Raw genomic sequence first — 19,424 nt, forward strand, 5'->3', positions numbered from 1 at the left:
ATGCTGACCTTCATCCTCGAACTGCTCGGCATGCTGCTGGTGATCCTGGTCGCCGCCGAACTCTTCACCAATGCGCTGGAACACTTTGGCGAACGCCTGGGTATCTCCGAAGGCGTCACAGGCTCGCTGTTCGCCGCCGTCGGCACGGCGCTGCCGGAAACCCTGATACCGCTGCTCGCCCTGTTCGCCGGCACCAGCAACATCACGCTCAACGAGGAAGTCGGCGTCGGCGCCATCCTCGGCGCACCGCTGATGCTCTCCACCCTCTCCACCTGCCTGATGGCCTGCTTCGCCTGGCGCGCCCGCGGCCTGCTCGGGCGCATCCGCCCGGAACGCAGCGGCCTGCAGCGTGACCTGAACTTCTTCCTGGTCGCCTTCAGCTTCGCCACCATCGCCATGTTCGTGCCGGCGGAATTGCGCTCCGTGCGCATCGCCCTCAGCGTGCTGCTGGTACTCACCTACGTCGCCTACATCACCCTGACCCTGCGCGCCTCGCGGAGCCTGGTGGACGACGGCCACGGCACCGAAGCCGACCACCACATGTACCTGTCGCGCATCGGCCTGCCGACCAACCTCGCCACCATCCTGCTCCAGCTGTTGCTGGGTCTGGCGCTGCTGGTGCTGGGCGCGAAAGGCTTCATCCATGGGGTGGAAGGCCTGTCGCACCTGCTAGGCATCTCCGCGCTGCTGCTGTCGCTGCTGATCATCCCCATCGCCACGGAGCTGCCGGAGAAGATCAACAGCATCCTCTGGGTCCGCCGCGGCCGCGACACCCTGGCCTTCGGCAACATCAGTGGCGCCATGGTTTTCCAGGGCACCCTGCTGCCCGCCATCGGCATCCTGCTCACGCCCTGGCAGCCGCGCGTCGAGGTCCTCACCGGCGTGCTGATCACGCTGGGCGCCGCGTTCTGGCTGCGACTCAACGCCCAGCGCAGCAGTGGATTGCCGGTCTGGGTGCTGCTGCTCAATGGCGTGCTGTATGCCGCCTATCTGGGTGTCACCCTGTCGCGCTGACGCGCGCGGCTCATTGCCTACACTGACAGTCCGGGCTGCCGCTTCGGCGGCAGCCGCACGACTAGCGATACGCCGAAGGAGTGAGCATGAAAATCCTGGTAGTCCTGACCTCCCACGACCAGCTCGGCAACACCGGCAAGAAAACCGGGTTCTGGCTCGAGGAGTTCGCCGCGCCCTACTATGTCTTCAAGGATGCCGGCGCCAGCCTGACGCTGGCCTCGCCCAAGGGCGGCCAGCCACCGCTGGACCCCAAGAGCGACGAGGAAGACGCGCAGACCCCGGCCACCCTGCGCTTCCGCGAGGACAGCGAAGCCCAGGCTGCGCTGGCCAGCACCGTGAAGCTCAGCGAGGTGAAGGCCGACGACTTCGATGCCGTCTTCTACCCCGGCGGCCACGGCCCCCTCTGGGACCTGGCCGAGGACCGCGCCTCGGTGGCCCTGATCGAAGCCTTCCACTCCAGCGGCAAGACCGTCTCCGCCGTCTGCCACGCCCCAGCCGTGTTCCGCCATCCACGTGGGCTGGACGGCCAACCGCTGGTACAAGGCCGCCACGTCACAGGCTTTTCCAACAGCGAAGAGGAAGCCGTCGGCCTCACCGACGTCGTGCCCTTCCTCGTCCAGGACATGCTCAAGGCCAACGGCGCCCGCTACAGCAAGGGCCCGGACTGGCAGAGCCATGTGGAGGTCGACCGCGGCCTGATCACCGGCCAGAACCCCGCATCGTCCGAGGCCGTGGCCGAAGCCGTCCTGAAATTCCTGGCCTGACAAGCCTTTACACCGCCCCGGTGGCTATCGGGGCGGCTTTCCCGTAGAATGAATCCCGACCTTGACAGGTTTTGGGGCCGATTAGGATTCGACGCCGGTAACAAAACTCTAGGGGCATGCCGAGTAGGTGACAGTTCTCGTAAATCAGCTGCCACAACTTTATAGTTGCCAACGACGACAACTACGCCCTAGCAGCCTAAGTGCCGCTAGCAGACCCTAGGGGATGCCTGTAAACCCGAAGATTAGGTCTGTCATATAGAACAGGATCGCCGCCAAGTTCGCTGTAGACGTAACGGCTAAAACTCATACAGCTCGCTCCAAGCGCCCTGCCACTCGGGCCGCGAGGAGTTAACCTAGTAGAGATGGCTAAGCATGTAGAACCGACAGCGGAGAACTGGCGGACGGGGGTTCAAATCCCCCCGGCTCCACCAAGTCCAAAGAAAAAGGCGCTGAGCCTCAAGCCCAGCGCCTTTTTTTTGTCTGCGATTTGCCTAGAGTGTGAGGAAGCCCAGTCGCGGCATTAGCAACTCGGCATGCTCTTCCCCTACCGTTTGGACAGAAGGCTTGCGCAACCTCAACCGTTCGGCATTGCACAGCAGCGGCCCGTCGTCGTCTTCGGCACCGAAAGGGTCATCAATCAGCACGCCCTTGATCAACCCCTGGCGAAACAGTTCACGAATGGCGAAGAGGTTGGCTTCGCGCGGCCCGCTCAGGTCGGTTATGGATTTGAAGTCGCTTTCCGTGAGCTGGCTGAGCACTGCATTCAGCTGGGCTTGGGAGGGTTTTTGACTCATGAGAAAGCTCCGGGTGCAGCAAGGGTCAAGCTTAACTATCGGCGGCAAATCTTAACGCTGAATTAGCGTCGCGCAGATTGACCTGGGTCCACCTGCGCGTCGCATTGCATCAGTCGCGCGAGACGCCCAGCTCCAGCAGGGCGAGACGCTCTTCGAGAGCCGCAATACGGCCTTCCAGTTCAACCAGTCGCCCTTCGTCATGACCGCCGCCATCACTGCGCTCCCCTGAGGCACGGCTACCGCTGGCGGCGATGGCGGCCTCGCGGTCTTCCTCGGTGCCCAGCAAATGCATATAGCGGTCTTCGCGCTGGCCGCCCAGGCGTTCCAATTGCATGGCCATGCCGCGGCCGGCGAGGCGTTCGAGTTGGTGGCGGACTTCCTCGGTGTCGTCGAAGTCATGCATGCGCTGGCTGCGGGTGAGCAGTTCGTTGAGGGTCTGCGGGCCGCGCAGGAACAGCAGGCCGAGCAGGATAACCTGCGGCTTCACCAGCTCCAGCGCCTTGTCCAGACGCTGCTCCCAGCGGTCAGCGCGGCTACCCATGACCAGGCGGGTCATCTCGCGACCTTCGAGGTGGCGCAGGGATTGACCGACCTGGCCGGGAGTCAGGTTCATCACCGGGTCGCGGCTGGTCTTCTGGTTGCAGGCAGTGACCAGGGCATTGAGGGTGAGCGGGTAGGCTTCGGGCGTGGTGAGCTGCTTTTCGATCAGGCATCCGAGTACGCGAGCATCCACGGCGCTCAGCGGTTCGAAGTCGGGCAGTGTGTCGAGCGACTGGCTCATGGCGGTTTCCGTCAGGTTGGGAACCGCCCTAGCCTAGCCAATTGCGCGGCGTTTGGCAGCCTCAGGCCGCACCAGCCAGGCGACGGTTCAGCGGGCGCTCGATGACCGCCCAGTGCGAGAAGGACGCCGCCAGCTCCTGTTCGCGCCCCTGCGCGTCCCGTCCGAGCGTGCGCCGGGCGAGGTCGCCGGTGAACCAATTGGCGGTATTGGCAGCCACCACCCGCCCCTCTCCGTTGACCACCAGGGCCTCGTGCCCCATCTGCATCAGGCTGCCCAGCAGCACGCCTTCGAACTCATGCAGGGCAATATCTGCGGCGGCGACGCCGATGAAGCGGCCATCCACCTGGATCGGTACGGAGAAGGCGAGGATGTACAGATCGGTGCCGTAAAGGTCGACGAAGGGCCCGACGACCGAGGGCTGGCCGCTGGCGCGCGGCCGGGAGAACCACGGCATGTTGAGGTAGTTGTAGAAGCTTTCGCTGCGCCGGTTGAAGTTCAGGCTCATGGGTACGACCTTGTCGCCACGGCCGTGATACCACCATTCCAGGTACATGTCCTGGTCGGCCAGCTCGCCCGGCTCGATGACCACCCCGGTACCATGCAGGCGCGTACCGTCATCGGTGAGGTCATGCTGGATGCGCGGACGCAGTGCGCCGAGATCCTTCGACGACGGCCGCCTGCCCTCCTCGGCCAGCTCGCGCCAGATCGCCACGACCTCGCCGGCCAGCTCGTCGAGACGCTGGAAAACGTTACGGATGGAAGCGTCGATGCGCTGGGCGCAGCACTGGAGTTCATCCGTGTGTTGTTCGCTGGACATGACCGGTGGCCTCGCTGTTCTTGTTATCGCTCGGGCCAGGGCGGCCCGCTGTATCTGCTCGGTGAATCACTGCGCACGCTCGAAGGCGCCTGCCGGGAAGACAGCAAGCGCTGTGCCAGTCAGCCATCGTCGGCGAGCAGGCTCAGACGCAGGTTGATCAGCCGCTTGATGCCACGGGTGACATGGGCCTCCGCCAGCGCACCGGCAAGGTTGGAGTCACCGGCGCTGATGGCTTCGAGAATGGCGCGGTGTTCCTGCTCAATGGTCGCGGCCCCCGGGAAGCCTTCCACCGGCAACCAAAGCCATTCGCCGATTTCCGCCTGCAAGCGCGTTTCCGCATGGGTCAGGCGCACGGACTGGGCAGCGACGGCAATCTCAATGTGAAAGCGCGCATCGGCGCGGCGCTGTTCCTGACGCGTGGTGGCGCTGGCCAAGGCATCGAGGTACTGGGCGATGCGCGCCTGTTCGTCCGACGTGGAGCGCTGGGCAGCCAGCCGTGCGGCAGCACCGGCGATGGCGACGTGCTCGTCGCCCAGGTCGCGCAGCTCCAGCGCACTCATCTGGCGCAGCTGACCGAGCAGCGCCTCTTCCGAAGTGTGCTGCGGCGAGCAGACGAAGCTGCCACCGTTGCGCCCGCGACGGGTCTCGATCACGCCGCGCTCGCGCAGTTCCGCCAGCGCATCGCGCAGGGTCACGGTAGCGACGCCGAACTGCATGGCCAATTCGCTTTCGCTGGGCAGTTGCTCGCCCTCGGCGTAGAGGCCGAGATCGACCATCTCCACCAGACGGCGCGCGACTTCCTCGGTGCGCCCTTCCTGGCGCAGGCGCATGAAGCTGGCGGGGCGGACTTTCCTGAATTCATTCATAGGCGGCAGTGCGAGGGGCGCTCGTGGCGGACGCTTCCTGCGCGAAAAGTTCCTGTTCTGGCGGTGATGACGAAGTCTATCTGCAGGCTGGCAGCCGCTTCGTTCAAAACTATGTCTCCATATTTTTAAATCGCTTTCCGCACTTTCAGCAAGGTATTTCGCTACGAAAAGCGCTCTGAAACGCTCGTTTTTCGACCCGTATTGGCAACCGCAAAATCTTAAGATATGGTTTCAAATGTATTTGCCAGAGACGGCCAGCCAGCCGTCCCCCGCCAACAACAGCAAGAACGAGGAGCGATACGCATGAGCCAGCCAACCCGCGCCGAATGGGAAGCCCGCGCCAAGACCCTGAAGATCGAGGGGCGTGCCTTCATCCAGGGCGAGTACCTCGCCGCCGCCTCCGGCGACACCTTCGATTGCATCAGCCCGGTGGACGGCCGCCTGCTGGCCAAGGTTGCCAGCTGCGATGAAGCCGATGCCGAGCGTGCCGTGCAGAGCGCCCGCGCCACCTTTGACTCCGGCGTCTGGTCGCGGGAAGCACCAGCCATCCGCAAGGCCGTGATGATCCGCTTCGCCGCCCTGCTGGAAGAACATGCCGAGGAGCTGGCGCTGCTGGAAACCCTGGACATGGGCAAGCCGATCGGCGACTCGCTGAATGTCGACCTTCCGGGCGCCGCTGACTCCCTGCGCTGGAGCGGCGAGGCCATCGACAAGGTCTACGACGAAGTAGCCGCCACCTCCCACGACCAGCTCGGCCTGGTCACCCGCGAGCCGGTGGGCGTGGTCGCCGCCATCGTGCCGTGGAACTTCCCGCTGATGATGGCGGCCTGGAAGCTCGGCCCGGCGCTGGCCACCGGCAACTCGGTGATCCTCAAGCCGTCCGAGCGCTCGCCGCTCACCGCCATCCGCATCGCCCAGCTGGCCATCGACGCGGGCCTGCCCGCCGGCGTGCTGAACGTGCTGCCCGGCTACGGGCATACCGTCGGCAAGGCCCTGGCGCTGCACATGGACGTCGATACCGCGGTCTTCACCGGCTCCACCAAGATCGCCAAGCAACTGATGGTCTATGCCGGCGAATCGAACATGAAGCGCGTTTGGCTGGAAGCCGGCGGCAAGAGTCCGAACATCGTCTTCGAGGATGCCCCGGACCTGCAGGCCGCCGCCGAAGCTGCCGCCGCCGCCATCGCCTTCAACCAGGGCGAAGTCTGCACCGCCGGCTCGCGCCTGCTGGTGCAGAGGTCGATCAAAGCGAAATTCCTGCCGCTGGTGGTCGAGGCGCTCAAAGGTTGGAAAGCCGGCCATCCGCTGGACCCGGAAACCAACGTCGGCGCGCTGGTCGATGGTCGCCAGCTGGAGCAGGTGCTCGGCTATATCCAGGCAGGCCAGGACGAAGGCGCGAAGATCCTCACCGGCGGCAAACGCGTGCTGGAGGAAACCGGTGGCACCTACGTCGAGCCGACCCTGTTCGACGGCGTGAGCAACGCGATGAAGATCGCCCGCGAGGAAATCTTCGGCCCGGTGCTCTCGGTCATCGAGTTCGAGGATGCCGAAGAGGCCATCCGCATCGCCAACGATACCCAATACGGGCTGGCGGCGGCGGTGTGGACTCGCGACATCTCCAAGGCCCACCTCACCGCTCGCGCCCTGCGCGCCGGCAGCGTGTGGGTGAACATGTACGACGGCGGCGACATGACCGCGCCCTTCGGCGGCTTCAAGCAGTCGGGCAACGGGCGTGACAAGTCGCTGCACGCCTTCGACAAGTACACCGAGCTGAAGGCGACCTGGATCAAGCTGTAACGCGATCCGGAACACGAGAGGTTTGGAGCAAGACGGCGCGCGGCTAATGCCGCGCGCCGAACAATAACAACAACGCTTTCCGTTGCACCCGATTGGCTGCCGACGCGAAAACCTCAGACAGGAACCCCACGATGAACAGCTCTATCCAGCCAGGCGCCGCCCTGGACCGCGACGCGGAGCAACTCCGCGCGCTGGGCTACACCTCCAATTTCGAACGCAGCATGACCCTCTGGCAGAACTTCGCCCTGGGCTTCACCTACCTCTCGCCGGTGGTCGGCGTATACACCCTGTTCGGCCTGTGCCTGGCCGCCGGCGGACCGCCGATGTTCTGGTCCTACCTGCTGGTGGGTATCGGGCAGATGCTGGTGTGCCTGATCTTCTGCGAAGTCGTCTCGCAATTCCCCATCTCCGGTGGCGTCTACCCCTGGGCCCGGCGCCTGGTGGGCAAGCGCTGGGCCTGGATGGTCGGCTGGATCTACTCCGTGTCGCTGTGCGTGACCATCGCCGCCGTGGCACTTGGCGCGGGCCCGTACATCGCCACACTGCTCGGCTTCGAATCCACGCCGGTGACCAACACCTTCGTCGCCCTGGCGCTGACGGTGATCGCCACCCTGCTCAACCTGTCCGGCACCAAGCTGCTGGCCCGCGTGGCGATGTTCGGCTTCATCTGCGAACTGCTCGGCGCCCTGGTGATCGGCACCTACCTGCTGATCTTCGAGCGCCACCAGCCGTTCTCGGTGCTGTTCAACACCTTCGATATCCGCATCGATGGCAGCTACTGGCCGGCCTTCCTCACTGCCTCGCTGGCGGGGATGTTCCTCTACTACGGCTTCGAGGCCTGCGGTGACGTCGCCGAAGAAACCCCGAACCCCAGCCGCCGGATTCCCAAGGCCATGCGCCTGACCATCTGGATCGGCGGCGGCGCAGCCATCTTCGCCGCCCTGGCGCTGATCCTCGCGGTACCGGACATGCAGGCAGTGATTTCCGGCGCCGACAAGGACCCGATGACCACCATCCTCGACAACGCCTTCGGCGTGACCGGTGCGCGCCTGGTGATGGCCGTGATCATCGTCTCCTTCGTCTCCTGCGTGCTCAGCCTGCAGGCCGCCGCCAGCCGCCTGCTCTACTCCTACGCCCGCGACGAAATGGTGATGGGCAGCGGCCTGCTCAAACGCCTGTCGCCCAACACCCACGTACCGGTCGCGGCGCTGATCGCCTGCGGCGTGATCCCAAGCGTGATCGTCTGCGCCGGCTTCTACCTGCAGAACGCCATTGCCATGGTGGTGAGCTTCGCCGCCATCGGCATCTACCTGTCGTTCCAGATGATCGTCGGTGGCGCCCTGTTCGCCCGCCTGCGCGGCTGGAAGCCCAGCGGCGCCTTCACCCTGGGCAACTGGGGCTGGATCGTGAACATCCTGGCGCTGACCTACGGCGTGCTGGCGATCATCAACATGTCCTGGCCGCGCACGCCGGATGCGCCCTGGTACCTGAACTACGGGATCATCCTGGTGGGCGGCATCGTGATCGTGCTGGGCCTGGCCTACATGGCCCTGTTCCGCCCGTACGACAAGGGCACCGCGCCCCATGGGGACGCGTGGAAGCTGCATCAGCAGTAAGTGTTGGAGTGAAATGAAAACGCCCGGCAGGATGCCGGGCGTTTTTGCTCTACACAGCGACATGAGCTTGCCGAGAACTGGCAATGCAGACTCACGAACCTGTAAACGCCCAAGCAGCCTGCGGAGGCTTGACTGGGCGACTGTCATCGTGCGCTTTTTACACTACAGCTTCACTCAGTTGGTCACGGATTTCCGTCGAGGAGATACCGCTCGTACGCGGCAAATAAACGACCTCGCAATGAGGCTTGAGAAAATCAAAGTGTCCTTTCCAATCATCACCGATAACGAAAACATCTACGGAGTATTTGCTGACGTCGCCAACCTTCTGCTCCCAGTCCGCCTCTTCCACGACCAGGTCGACATATCGAATAGACTCCAGCACGGCTTTGCGGTTGCTATAGTCCAGCAACGCGCTTTTATGTTTTCCGGCGTTGAACTCATCATTGGACAAGGCAACGATTAGGCGGTCACCCAACGCTCTAGCACGTTGCAGCAAACGGATATGCCCTGCATGAAGGACATCGAAAGTACCGTAAGTAATAACAGTTTTCACACGCTCCCCCTCTCCATATCTCTTGCAACATGTTCGAGCACACGCTGAGTATTGCCATCATCTACATGGTCAAAGAATATTTTGCGTTTGAACTCGTATGACATCGGACTTTCCAGCTTTTGTCCGGACAATGTGTCCTGCAAAGACTGCAGCAGCGCACTGAAGTCATGACACACCGGCCCAGGAAAAACGTCCGCCAACTCGTAGAACAATCCACGCTCCGTGCCCGCATAGGATTCGTAATCATAAGCAAAGCAGATTTCCGGTTTGCCAGTCAGCATGAAGTCGATAAAACAACTTGAATAATCGGTAATTAGCAGATCGGCCTCGCGATAAAGAAGCTCGATATCGACAAAGTAACGTCGATCCAGACTAATTACAGGAGCACCGGCACCACCCAAGGCCTTGCAGTAACTCTGAGCCTTGTCCGCCATATGTTCGCGAATCCCCAACACCGCATTGTTCGCACGCAGACACTCGGCTAAAGCCTCTCGCTCCGCTTCGCTGAAGGCGTAATAAGCCTCAGCCTGTGCGTTACGGAATGTAGGAGCGAATAGCACCAGTCGACGCCCCCCCAGCACTTGGCGTAGGCGAACCAATTGCTCCTGGAAGTCAGCGGGCAGTAACGCTTCTTCACGCAAGATGACATCGTTACGTGGTAGACCGGTCACCCAGATATTGTGGAAGTTCAGCGGATAGAACGCCGATGCCATCGCCATGCGATCAATTTTCGAAGAGGCGATGACCGAGTGGCAGCGCGCATGCTCCGCGGAAACGGACTGCAACTTGTCCTGCAGATCGAGCGATGCATAACCAATACGTTTCAACGGAATGCCATGCCAGAGGTTGATGAAACGATGTTGCTTGGCATCCAGAGGGAAAATCGTATTGATACGTGGTACATGCTTGACGAATATATAGCGTGACTGCATCAGCAAGCGCTGCCCGGCAAGGCTCTTGAGCGGCACAATGTCCACGTTGACGCCATCTGCCAGAACGGACTTGCTACGGGTCAGAATTACCTTGCGAATATTCGGGTCATTCTTCACCGCCTCGAACACCATGCGCTCATTACCACCCAGTGAGTGATCGTAAGCACACACCGGGAACGCCCAGCAGCGGTCATCCTTGACCGTTGCCGCATCTTCCTTAATGAACTGCGCGTCGCTCAGCAACGGCTCAGGCCACTGTCTGCCATCTGCCGGGATATGCAGGCTGCGATAGAGCTTGTCGGCATTACCGATACGTAACAAGTTGCGTTCAGCCACACGCAGATCAGCACCTGGCAGAACCTCTTGGACCCATTGTTTCCAGCGCCACAGTTCGGGAACATGGTAGTGATTCTCGGTCAGGAAGAACCGTTTGAATAAGGGAAAACCTTCGGCTATCAGGTCGTAATGATATCTTGTATATATCGGATGAAACGGGTATAGATGATCAATGAAGGTGGCCGGCTTGTGCCCTGCTAACAAGAGTTGTCGAGTTATGCCAATCTCATAACGGAGAATAATATTCTTTTTGTTCCGTTCCTTGCGAACACTATCCAGCAACTGCTGCAGCACACCCTTTTCTTTCAGAACGGGCGCCCGAAAAGCGAGGAAGTATGAGCCGATATGGAAGTCATAGCATTCGTCTCTCTCATAGCTTGGCAAGAGACGGCGAAGTACAGTTTCCATAGCAATCTTTTCATTGAAACGGCTGCTTGCTACGTGACGGGTATCCGTCAGTCCTTTGGTTGCCTGCAGCCCCCACCAGTCACAGCACTTCGAATCCATCTTGTCGAACAGCGGTTGGAGGCTGCCAAGTAGGTAGCTACTATCATTGACCAAGAGCAGTTCGTCGTATGCTCGAATCGTCTCCCAGCCAACTAAGTCCCGGGCCAAACGGGAATAAGAGCCAAAGTCATATTCGCCATGACGGAAAGCCCAGGCGCCCTTGGTGATAGGTGCTAACTTCTGCAACTCGCCTGGTTGCAGCTCACCATCCGCAAGGTAATAGACATCGGCGTGCTTCTTAAGCTCCTTAATGAAATCCAGAACATACTGATCAACTAAGCCGTCAGGATCATACCCCGCAAAAAGACAAATACGTCTCGCTTTGCGCTCCGTTGCCAAGCGATGTCCGGAAGACATATCTAGTACCCGCTGCACCGGGCGACGCAGCAGATTCTGACGCTGTTGGCAGACTGCATAGTGCAGCAATGGATTGATCGGGCTGCGCCACTGCGCCAGATATTTGGATGCGTACCAAATGGCATCAAAGTCGATAGCAGAGGTCGGTTGGCGAAGCTCGCGCCAACCGTACTGGCTATAGTGCCTTAATGGCTCGATCTTGGAGCGCGCGACATCAGGATTGGCCTGTAGATAGGACTTGCTATCGAAATATCCAGTCGCGCTGATCAGGGCCATGAGCGCCGTGATGTTTTCAGAGGCCGGGAAGCAACTGCGACCTTCTTTGGCGCCATGCTGCAGATAATGAACCAAAGGGCTGCAACGATTGTTCAGAATGTCCTTGTTTTCATCCCAGTACCATGCCGAATCGAAATTCGGGCTAGGGTTGCAGCGCTCGTAGACCCCATATCGCAGGTAATGGACAATGGGCTCGATGCCCAGTGTTCGCACATACGGATAGGCTTCAAGGTAAAACTGCTGACTGAACTCAACGCGTTCCTGAAGAAACTCGGCGTTCTTCTTCAGGTTTATATAGCCTGCCAACGACGCGCCGACGGGATAGGGGCTGCCACTCACCAGGGGACTGTCTTGCGCGAGCATGACTCGTGTCGTCTCACCTGCTTCATTCGCACTGTAGGCGAGCGCAGTGTGTAGACCACTCAGCGAGGGCAGCAGCCCCATCACCCGCTCCAGAGCATGCCAGGTGGAACTGATGTTGCCTGTCTGCTCGTTGGATGCGGTCAGTTGCTCGAGCGCCGGAATCAGGTCGATCAGGCCTTTGAGCAGCACCGGTCGAGACCAGAATATGCTGCCTGCAAAAAAGCCCCAGCGTTGTCCTGGGTCAGCCGAAGGCTGCAACAGTTGAACGAAGCGAGAAACTTCCACCTCGTTGCCATACATCAGATGGCGCACTGATTTATAGCAATCAGCCGATCCAACCATACCCAGGTCTGGTCGAGTCGCGAAAGCGTGCAACACCTGACGCACAGCCTCTTCACTGCCCATCAGAGGATTGAGCAGCATATCCAGCCAGACATTCCCCGCTTCGGGATAAAGCTTTTCGAGATTGGCCAACCCCTTCTTCGTGTGCAATTTGCACACTAGATCGTACTTGCCTTCGATTACACGGGGCAGCACCTTGATGAAGGGCAAGATGTCGTAACCGCCATTCTCGACTTGCACGATCTCGATGTTCTGCCGAGCGACAGACACATCAGCCAACCATGCTTCGAGGGCTTCGTAGTTGTCAGGCGCCACGGTCATGATCACATCGTGCTCGACCTTGATGTTGCTCAGACGCCCGATCAGTTCTGGCAGAACATCCAGGTGGAACACGTGAATGACGACAGCGATGCGCAAGCCGGCGTCGGCCTGTGCGAACTCCTCACTGGCCACGAGAATTTCCGGCGATACGGCCTGAGACAGGAAGACGCTCCGCTCCTGAGGCGCGCTCACTGCCTTTTGGGCAGGCTTGATCGATACACCGCTGAGATTATGAGCGGCAAGAATCGACTGCTCCGAGGCATGGCGCCGCAGCCGCGAGCGGATACCGCCCCAACCTTCCCGTCGGTAAATCTCCAGAGCCTTGCGAACGCTCTGCTTCAGCCCACCGCCACGGGTGAACACGGAGGTGATAGTTGCTTTCAGCAATCGGGCGCGGCGAGTCAGTGCACCAAACTTGCGAACAGGCCGAGTGAGCCGCCAACTGGTCGACTCCTGGAACTCCTTGCGCAGCGCTGAATACTTTCGCTCGCGTGAAACGATTTGGTGACGCAGCCGAATGATTTCGTCATCGGCCTGTTTTTTCTGCAATCGCAGCTTTTCGCGCTCGGCCTTGATGCTCTCTTCGGAATCAAGCATTTTGGCTTCCAGCAGAGCATTTTCCTTTTTCCGCTCTGCAAGTTCGTCGTGCAGCAGCATGTTCAGGTGGACGATCGGGTCATTGTCGGCCGCGGCGTCCCTATTCCCTAATACAGCGATGCTATCAAGCTTCGGCTGCCTGATTTGCTTTTTCCTTGCAGTCTTTTTCATGCTGATCTAGTTCAACTCGAATTTACAAATATGTAGCGCTCAGTCAAATAGACGACCCACCAAGCAGCTGCCTCGAAAGCACCACCCATCCTGTGCGTATCTAATGACTTTTAATTGAACGAAGCGTCCTCTCTACTCCACCGAAAACTGGAGGGAACAGACGTCGCTCAAAGCAAGAATCCCTAAATAATGCGAACCGCCTTCTTGGTGGAGCACATGATTACCCCATGCTTCACTGGCATCTGCAACGCAATTCCATATATCCCTTTCGCTAAGCCACCCAGGTCAATGTTGGCCTTAAAGCCTGACTTGAGCAGCGCCGGCTGATTGAAGTACTTCACGACATCCGGACGATCGAGCCTAGCGGATACCTTGTAGGTAGTCGGGACATTGCTGTTCAGATCAGTGATAACAATATTGAGCGCAGCAGGGACAGTATTAGTGTCGCTGTCCGCCGCCCATCCGCTAAATCCGATGACACCCGGCTTAGTCCAGACGACACTGCGCCTTTCACCCGCAATAATGTCCACCGCACACTTATGGCTCTTTAGCACTGCAGCCTTGCGCTCTATTTCCTGACCGCATCCCGCGAGCAGCATCAGAAAAATCACAGAAATCAGAAAACCCACGTTCTTGCTGAACATCCAACTGCTCCTGAGCTATTGCACTTGCATGATTTGGTCATAGCGCCTCAATGTTTCATCCACCGAGGCACATTCAATCAACGTACCCTGATGCAAGATCACGCAGCGGTCACAGAGGTTGGCTACTTGAGTTCTGGAGTGCGAAACCAACACCACAGTCTGGCCAGCAGAGATCTTCTGCATCATGGTGCGCTCGGCCTTCTTCTTGAAATGTGCATCGCCGACGCTCAGGACCTCATCCACCAACAAGACTTCCGGGCTTATGATGGTGCTGATTGCGAACCCCAGTCTTGACGCCATACCGCTGGAATATGTCCGTAACGGCTCGTCGAAAAAGTTACCCAACTCCGAGTAGACCTTGACCTCCTCCAGACGGGCGAGGACTTCCTGGCGCTTGTAACCCAGCAACATGCCACCGAACAGTGCGTTGTCCCGTCCGCTCAGGTTCAGATCGAAGCCGGCCTGCAACGCAAGTAATGAAATCGTGGCTCCATGATTAATCACCTCTCCGCGATCAGGGCGAAGCGCTCCGGACATCACCTTGAGCAACGTCGACTTACCAGCTCCGTTCCCCCCCAATACTCCCAGTGTCTCCCCGCGATACACATCTAGGGTTATGTCTTTCAATGGCTCAACGAAGCCATTGCGATTAGTTTTTCCACTTAGGGAAAATCGTACACCTACATTCCGTAGCGATAGAAACCTGTTAGCCATCAACGCATACACCGACGCACGAACGTCCGCCGATGATGGCGATACAACACATAATCAAAAGCCATCACAACCAACGCGACAAACCCTACATATATCAATTCCGTCCACTCCGGCGGCCGACCGTCCAGCACTACTGCGCGATAACAGGCGATCAGCACGGCCATGGGGTTGTACTCCAGTATCTGGGCGACGCCGCCAGGTATATGGCGATAATCGTAAATAACCCCGGACAAGAACATCAGCAACGTCAAGCCAGTCGCGACTAAATTGGCAAGATCCCGGAGAAATGGGATAACTGCCGCCAGCAACAACCCCAAGGCTAGCGTCAAAAGAAACTGGATGAGCAATACTCCGGGTAGCCACAGAATATTCAGGCTCAAGCTCTTCTCATCAACTGCAAGCCCTAGCGCCAGCAGGAAAAGCAACGCCGGCAGTTGTTTCATTGTCGCTTGCACTATTGCGACCAGCGGGAAGAACGACGGCAGGATGCCGGTATTCAGCATCAGGCCCTGGCCGGCAATAATGCTGTTCGCGCTCATGGAAATAGCCTTGGAGAACCACATCCATGGCACCAGGCCACACAACAGGAACAACCCGTAGTTCTCACCGCCGCTATTGAGTACTTGGGAGAACAGCAAGTAGTAGATAACCAGATGCAACAGTGGCTCGATGACCACCCATGCATAGTTCAGGTGGTTTCGTGACGACTCGGACTTAAGGTTGAGCAGCGCCTTAATCAAGACAAGCTGAATGAAGTGCCTCCCCCCCTGAGATGCCTGACTATTGCGTTCCACAGCCTGTGCAGCCGCTGGGGCACTCACACAATCGACACCGTACAGCGCGGCCAGGCGAAACTTCTTCGCTTCCGCCAGCTTCCCCTGCTGCTTGCAGGCATTCGAAAGCTGCGTATAACCCCGTGCGTACTCTGGCTTGGTCTCTATAACCCGACGCCAACGCGACTCTGCCTGCTCCCAGTCCTCACAGTGTTCCGCAATCTCGGCATGCTGCAACAAGGGTTCGATACGCCCCTGGGCGTGCTCACGGGCTCGACTGTTGAAGCTCTCGGCTTCACGGACATTGCCAGTTCGCAGTTCAAGATCAGCAGATTTGCCTAGCAACTCCCAGTGATCAGGGCATTGACCGCAGCCCTGCGCCAGCAACTCTCGCTCCAAAGCCGGGTTCTTCTGCAGACGCGCCCACTCTGCACTGCTCAGCCAAGCGCTGGAGTGCTTGGCGAAATGCTCGCGCGCGAAGGCAAGCAACTCTCCGGCTGCGATCATATCGCCTTGGCGCATCAGACTGATGCCACCTTGTATCCAGGGTGCTGGGTGCCCCCGGTACTGCTCGCGAAAGACTTTCCAGAGAGCCGAGGCATCGGCCCAGCGTTTTTCTCGCATGGGTTTGAGCGCGAGCTCAAAGGCATCGGCGGCGGCCAGTGGCTTGGTGTCGGGTACGGCGCTGACAGTCATTTAAAAACTTCGGCATCTGCCAGAGAAAACCCGGCACGATCCTTGGGCGACAACTGCGGCTCACCCTCAATCGGCCACTCGATACCGATCTGCGGATCATTCCAGGCAATGCAGCGCTCATGCGCCGGGGCGTAGTAATCGGTGGTCTTGTAGAGGAACTCGGCGGTATCTGAGAGCACCACGAAGCCATGGGCAAAGCCTTCCGGAACCCAGAGCTGATGTTTGTTATCGGCAGACAGGTGAGCACCGACCCATTGGCCGAAGGTGGGCGAGCCACGGCGGATATCCACCGCCACATCGAACACCTCGCCCTGCACCACTCGCACCAGCTTTCCCTGGGGTTGCTGCACCTGATAATGCAGGCCACGCAGCACACCCTTGATCGAGCGCGAGTGATTGTCCTGGACGAAGGTCACGGGACGCCCAACTACCTCATCGAAGACCTTCTGGTTGAAGCTCTCAAAGAAAAAACCGCGCTCGTCGCCAAAAACGCGGGGCTCGAACAGCACCACGTCAGGGATGGCCATCGGGGTCGCTTTCATCCGTAGATAGTCTCCTGGAGCAGGCGCTTGAGGTACTGGCCGTAACCGTTCTTCAGCATGGGCGCAGCGAGCTCTTCCAGTTGCTCGGCCGTGATCCATCGCTGACGGAATGCCACTTCCTCAGGGCAGGCGACCTTCAGGCCCTGACGGTGTTCGATGGTCGCGATGTAATGGCTGGCCTCCAACAGCGAGTCATGAGTACCGGTGTCGAGCCAGGCGTAGCCGCGCCCCATGATTTCCACCGAAAGGCTGTCCTGCTCCAGGTAGATCCGGTTGACATCGGTGATCTCAAGCTCACCACGCGCGGATGGCTTGATACTCTTGGCGATGTCCACGACCTGCTGGTCATAGAAATACAAGCCAGTGACGGCGTAGCTGGACTTGGGCTGCGAAGGTTTTTCTTCCAGGCTCACAGCCTTGCCATGGCCATCGAACTCGACCACGCCGTAGCGCTCGGGATCATTCACGTGATAGGCGAACACCGAGGCGCCCTGCTCCCGCGCGGAGGCGCTGTCGAGCAACTCGCTGAACTGGTGGCCGTAAAAGATGTTGTCGCCCAGCACTAACGCCGACAGGTCGTTACCGATGAACTGTTCGCCGATCAGGAATGCTTGGGCCAGGCCGTCCGGCGACGCCTGAACCGCGTAGGAGATGTTCACTCCCCAGCGATGGCCATCACCCAGAAGTTGTTCGAAGCGCGGCGTGTCCTGGGGCGTGGAGATGATCAGGATGTCGCGGATTCCGGCCAGCATGAGCGTGGTCAGCGGATAGTAGATCATCGGCTTGTCGTACACCGGCAGCAGCTGCTTGGAAATCGACAGTGTCGCCGGATGCAGCCGAGTGCCCGACCCGCCGGCCAGGATAATTCCCTTACGTTTGCTCATGATTGCTTCTCGATAATTTCTGTCAGCATCCGTGCTACCCCGCGTTGCCAATCGGGAAGACTCAGCAAGAAGGCTTTCTGCAGTTTTTCGGTGTTCAGGCGAGAATTGGCCGGGCGCCTGGCCGGAAGCGGGAAGGCATCCGTGGTCAGTGCATCGATTGCCTGGGCCGTCACGTTCAGCTCGACACCCGCGGCGGCGGCCCACTCAAGGACGAAGCGGGCATAGCCATACCAACTGGTTTCGCCAGCCGCGGCCAAGTGATACAGCCCGCACAGCGTGGGCGCGCGCAGCGTTGCGACAATGGCATGCGCCGTAATATCAGCGATCAGCTCAGCACCGGTTGGCGCACCGAACTGGTCGTCGATCACGCCCAGGGTTTCGCGTTCCCGCGCCAACCGCAGCATGGTCTTGGCGAAGTTGTTGCCACGCGCGGCATAGACCCAACTGGTCCGGAAGATCAGATGCCGGCAGCCACTGGCCTGGATGGCCTGCTCGCCTGCCAGCTTGGTCTGACCGTAGACATTGAGCGGCCCTACGGCATCGACTTCGCGCCAGGCTGTCCGGCCATGGCCAGGGAACACATAATCGGTCGAGTAGTGCACTAACAGCGCGCCACTGCGTGCGGCGGCCTCAGCCATCACACGCAGCGCCTCGGCATTGACCAGCCGGGCCTGCTGGGGCTCTGCCTCAGCCTTGTCCACCGCGGTATAGGCCGCGGCATTGACGATCACGTCCGGAGCATGGCTCGCCAGAGTTTCTGCCAGGCCGTCAAGGTCCCCCAGGTCACCGCAGTAGTCCGCACTGCGGGCGTCCAGCGCCAGCAACTCTCCCAGCGGGGCGAGGCTGCGCTGCAGCTCCCAGCCTACCTGGCCATTCTTGCCCAGCAGGAGAATCTTCATGCGCTGCGTCCGGCGTAGTTCGTCTCTACCCATTCGCGATAGCTGCCCGACTGCACACTTTCCACCCAGCCCTGGTTAGCCAGGTACCACTCGACGGTCTTGCGGATACCGGTCTCGAACGTTTCGGCCGGCACCCAACCGAGCTCGCGCTCGAGCTTGCGGGCGTCAATCGCATAACGGCGATCGTGGCCGGGACGATCGGTGACATAGGCGATCTGCTCGCAGTAGTCCTTGCCATCGGCGCGCGGACGCAGCTCGTCCAGCAGCGCACAGACACGTCTGACGATTTCAAGGTTGGGCTTTTCGTTCCAGCCACCAACGTTGTAGACCTCGCCTACGACGCCAGCCTCAAGCACCCGGCGGATCGCGCTGCAATGATCCTTTACGTACAGCCAGTCTCGAATCTGCTGGCCATCGCCGTAGACCGGCAGCGCCTTGCCTGCCAGGGCATTGACGATCGTCAGAGGAATGAGCTTCTCCGGGAAGTGGTAGGGGCCGTAGTTGTTCGAGCAGTTGGTGGTGAGTACAGGCAAGCCGTAGGTGTGGTGGTACGCACGGACCAGATGGTCGCTAGCGGCCTTGCTCGCCGAATACGGGCTGTTGGGTTCGTACTGATGCTGCTCGGTGAATGCCGGGGCGTCGCTGGCCAGCGATCCGTACACTTCGTCGGTCGAAACATGCAGAAAGCGGAACTTTTCGTTTTCATCGCCTTCCAACCCGTTCCAGTAGGCACGCACCGCCTCGAGCAGGCGGAATGTCCCGACAATGTTGGTCTGGATGAAATCTTCCGGACCATGGATGGAACGATCGACATGGGATTCAGCCGCGAAATTGACCACAGCCCGCGGGCGATGCCTGACCAGCAGCGTCTGCAGCAGTTCGCTGTCAGCAATGTCACCGCGCACGAAAATGTGCTGGGCGTTGCCCTCCAGGCTAGCCAGGTTTTCCAGGTTGCCAGCGTAGGTCAGCTTGTCCAGGTTTACGACGGCTTCGCCCGACTGGGCGACCCAATCGAGCACGAAATTGGCGCCGATGAAACCGGCACCACCAGTTACCAGAATTGTCATG

16 protein-coding genes, 1 other RNA gene and 1 pseudogene are annotated in these 19,424 nt (G+C 59.8%); 5 read left to right on the forward strand and 13 right to left on the reverse strand.

What is annotated here, in order from left to right; genetic code table 11:
* From RS899_RS22410 to ssrA, 3 genes are all read left to right on the forward strand, one after another.
* Nucleotides 1–1,014: a sodium:calcium antiporter gene (locus RS899_RS22410; RefSeq protein WP_315808106.1), complete on the forward strand. Its 1,014-nt coding sequence runs from the start codon at nt 1–3 to the stop codon at nt 1,012–1,014.
* 86 nt (nt 1,015–1,100) lie between these two features.
* Entirely contained in the window at nt 1,101–1,778 is a 678-nt protein-coding gene (locus RS899_RS22415) for a type 1 glutamine amidotransferase domain-containing protein (protein ID WP_315808107.1), read from the forward strand.
* A gap of 73 nt (nt 1,779–1,851) precedes the next feature.
* Nucleotides 1,852–2,209, forward strand: a transfer-messenger RNA (tmRNA) gene (gene ssrA, locus RS899_RS22420).
* A gap of 60 nt (nt 2,210–2,269) precedes the next feature.
* Here ssrA and RS899_RS22425 read toward each other — a convergent pair.
* The 4 genes from RS899_RS22425 to RS899_RS22440 form a co-directional block, all read right to left on the reverse strand.
* Entirely contained in the window at nt 2,270–2,572 is a 303-nt protein-coding gene (locus RS899_RS22425) for a hypothetical protein (RefSeq protein ID WP_233297224.1), read from the reverse strand.
* Nucleotides 2,573–2,681: 109 nt separating this feature from the next.
* Complete coding sequence (locus RS899_RS22430) at nt 2,682–3,353, reverse strand: YceH family protein (protein ID WP_054909066.1); 672 nt, start codon at nt 3,351–3,353, stop codon at nt 2,682–2,684.
* A 61-nt stretch (nt 3,354–3,414) separates the two neighbouring features.
* Nucleotides 3,415–4,170 (reverse strand): cache domain-containing protein, encoded by a 756-nt coding sequence (locus RS899_RS22435; protein WP_315808108.1) that lies wholly within the window; start codon nt 4,168–4,170, stop codon nt 3,415–3,417.
* Nucleotides 4,171–4,289: 119 nt separating this feature from the next.
* Entirely contained in the window at nt 4,290–5,036 is a 747-nt protein-coding gene (locus RS899_RS22440) for a FadR/GntR family transcriptional regulator (RefSeq protein WP_054909068.1), read from the reverse strand.
* 303 nt (nt 5,037–5,339) lie between these two features.
* On the opposite strand from RS899_RS22440, the gene RS899_RS22445 reads away from it, so the two are divergent.
* Together RS899_RS22445 and RS899_RS22450 are read left to right on the forward strand one after the other, a co-directional pair.
* The gene (locus RS899_RS22445; protein WP_313462025.1) at nt 5,340–6,833 is read left to right on the forward strand and encodes an aldehyde dehydrogenase; all 1,494 of its coding nucleotides are present in this window, start codon (nt 5,340–5,342) and stop codon (nt 6,831–6,833) included.
* A 131-nt stretch (nt 6,834–6,964) separates the two neighbouring features.
* On the forward strand, nt 6,965–8,449 hold the full coding sequence (locus tag RS899_RS22450; RefSeq protein ID WP_315808109.1) for an APC family permease: 1,485 nt from the start codon (nt 6,965–6,967) through the stop codon (nt 8,447–8,449).
* Nucleotides 8,450–8,606: 157 nt separating this feature from the next.
* Here the strand turns inward: RS899_RS22450 and tagD are convergent, their stop codons facing one another.
* From tagD to rfbB, 9 genes and pseudogenes are all read right to left on the reverse strand, one after another.
* Nucleotides 8,607–9,002: a glycerol-3-phosphate cytidylyltransferase gene (tagD, locus tag RS899_RS22455; RefSeq protein WP_233297228.1), complete on the reverse strand. Its 396-nt coding sequence runs from the start codon at nt 9,000–9,002 to the stop codon at nt 8,607–8,609.
* Nucleotides 8,999–13,204, reverse strand: a complete 4,206-nt coding sequence (locus tag RS899_RS22460) for a CDP-glycerol glycerophosphotransferase family protein (RefSeq protein ID WP_233297229.1) — start codon at nt 13,202–13,204, stop codon at nt 8,999–9,001. The genes tagD and RS899_RS22460 overlap by 4 nt, the downstream gene beginning before the upstream one ends.
* A gap of 182 nt (nt 13,205–13,386) precedes the next feature.
* Nucleotides 13,387–13,848: a hypothetical protein gene (locus RS899_RS22465; protein ID WP_233297230.1), complete on the reverse strand. Its 462-nt coding sequence runs from the start codon at nt 13,846–13,848 to the stop codon at nt 13,387–13,389.
* A gap of 15 nt (nt 13,849–13,863) precedes the next feature.
* Nucleotides 13,864–14,445: pseudogene (locus RS899_RS22470) on the reverse strand (ABC transporter ATP-binding protein); the annotation flags it as partial.
* Nucleotides 14,446–14,561: 116 nt separating this feature from the next.
* The gene (locus RS899_RS22475; protein WP_315808110.1) at nt 14,562–16,031 is read right to left on the reverse strand and encodes an ABC transporter permease; all 1,470 of its coding nucleotides are present in this window, start codon (nt 16,029–16,031) and stop codon (nt 14,562–14,564) included.
* A complete protein-coding gene (rfbC, locus tag RS899_RS22480) occupies nt 16,028–16,573 on the reverse strand; it encodes a dTDP-4-dehydrorhamnose 3,5-epimerase (RefSeq protein WP_315808111.1) in 546 nt (181 codons plus the stop codon). Before rfbC ends, RS899_RS22475 begins: the two co-directional genes overlap by 4 nt.
* Nucleotides 16,570–17,457 (reverse strand): glucose-1-phosphate thymidylyltransferase RfbA, encoded by an 888-nt coding sequence (rfbA, locus tag RS899_RS22485; RefSeq protein WP_233297234.1) that lies wholly within the window; start codon nt 17,455–17,457, stop codon nt 16,570–16,572. Before rfbA ends, rfbC begins: the two co-directional genes overlap by 4 nt.
* Nucleotides 17,454–18,356 (reverse strand): dTDP-4-dehydrorhamnose reductase, encoded by a 903-nt coding sequence (rfbD, locus tag RS899_RS22490; protein ID WP_233297235.1) that lies wholly within the window; start codon nt 18,354–18,356, stop codon nt 17,454–17,456. Before rfbD ends, rfbA begins: the two co-directional genes overlap by 4 nt.
* A complete protein-coding gene (gene rfbB / locus RS899_RS22495; protein WP_233297236.1) occupies nt 18,353–19,423 on the reverse strand; it encodes a dTDP-glucose 4,6-dehydratase in 1,071 nt (356 codons plus the stop codon). Before rfbB ends, rfbD begins: the two co-directional genes overlap by 4 nt.
* Nucleotide 19,424: the final 1 nt, after the last annotated feature.

Source organism: Pseudomonas sp. C9-3 (genome assembly GCF_032392015.1).
GTDB lineage: Bacteria > Pseudomonadota > Gammaproteobacteria > Pseudomonadales > Pseudomonadaceae > Pseudomonas > Pseudomonas nitroreducens.

What these genes read in the sequence shown, in the direction of transcription:
- rfbA (WP_233297234.1), bottom strand. Translation starts at nt 17,457, where the DNA reads ATGAGCAAACGTAAGGGAATTATCCTGGCCGGCGGGTCGGGCACTCGG.
- RS899_RS22435 (WP_315808108.1), bottom strand. Translation starts at nt 4,170, where the DNA reads ATGTCCAGCGAACAACACACGGATGAACTCCAGTGCTGCGCCCAGCGC.
- RS899_RS22465 (WP_233297230.1), bottom strand. Translation starts at nt 13,848, where the DNA reads ATGTTCAGCAAGAACGTGGGTTTTCTGATTTCTGTGATTTTTCTGATG.
- RS899_RS22440 (WP_054909068.1), bottom strand. Translation starts at nt 5,036, where the DNA reads ATGAATGAATTCAGGAAAGTCCGCCCCGCCAGCTTCATGCGCCTGCGC.
- rfbB (WP_233297236.1), bottom strand. Translation starts at nt 19,423, where the DNA reads ATGACAATTCTGGTAACTGGTGGTGCCGGTTTCATCGGCGCCAATTTC.
- rfbD (WP_233297235.1), bottom strand. Translation starts at nt 18,356, where the DNA reads ATGAAGATTCTCCTGCTGGGCAAGAATGGCCAGGTAGGCTGGGAGCTG.
- RS899_RS22410 (WP_315808106.1), top strand. Translation starts at nt 1, where the DNA reads ATGCTGACCTTCATCCTCGAACTGCTCGGCATGCTGCTGGTGATCCTG.
- RS899_RS22445 (WP_313462025.1), top strand. Translation starts at nt 5,340, where the DNA reads ATGAGCCAGCCAACCCGCGCCGAATGGGAAGCCCGCGCCAAGACCCTG.
- RS899_RS22475 (WP_315808110.1), bottom strand. Translation starts at nt 16,031, where the DNA reads ATGACTGTCAGCGCCGTACCCGACACCAAGCCACTGGCCGCCGCCGAT.
- RS899_RS22430 (WP_054909066.1), bottom strand. Translation starts at nt 3,353, where the DNA reads ATGAGCCAGTCGCTCGACACACTGCCCGACTTCGAACCGCTGAGCGCC.
- RS899_RS22425 (WP_233297224.1), bottom strand. Translation starts at nt 2,572, where the DNA reads ATGAGTCAAAAACCCTCCCAAGCCCAGCTGAATGCAGTGCTCAGCCAG.
- rfbC (WP_315808111.1), bottom strand. Translation starts at nt 16,573, where the DNA reads ATGAAAGCGACCCCGATGGCCATCCCTGACGTGGTGCTGTTCGAGCCC.
- RS899_RS22450 (WP_315808109.1), top strand. Translation starts at nt 6,965, where the DNA reads ATGAACAGCTCTATCCAGCCAGGCGCCGCCCTGGACCGCGACGCGGAG.
- RS899_RS22415 (WP_315808107.1), top strand. Translation starts at nt 1,101, where the DNA reads ATGAAAATCCTGGTAGTCCTGACCTCCCACGACCAGCTCGGCAACACC.
- RS899_RS22460 (WP_233297229.1), bottom strand. Translation starts at nt 13,204, where the DNA reads ATGAAAAAGACTGCAAGGAAAAAGCAAATCAGGCAGCCGAAGCTTGAT.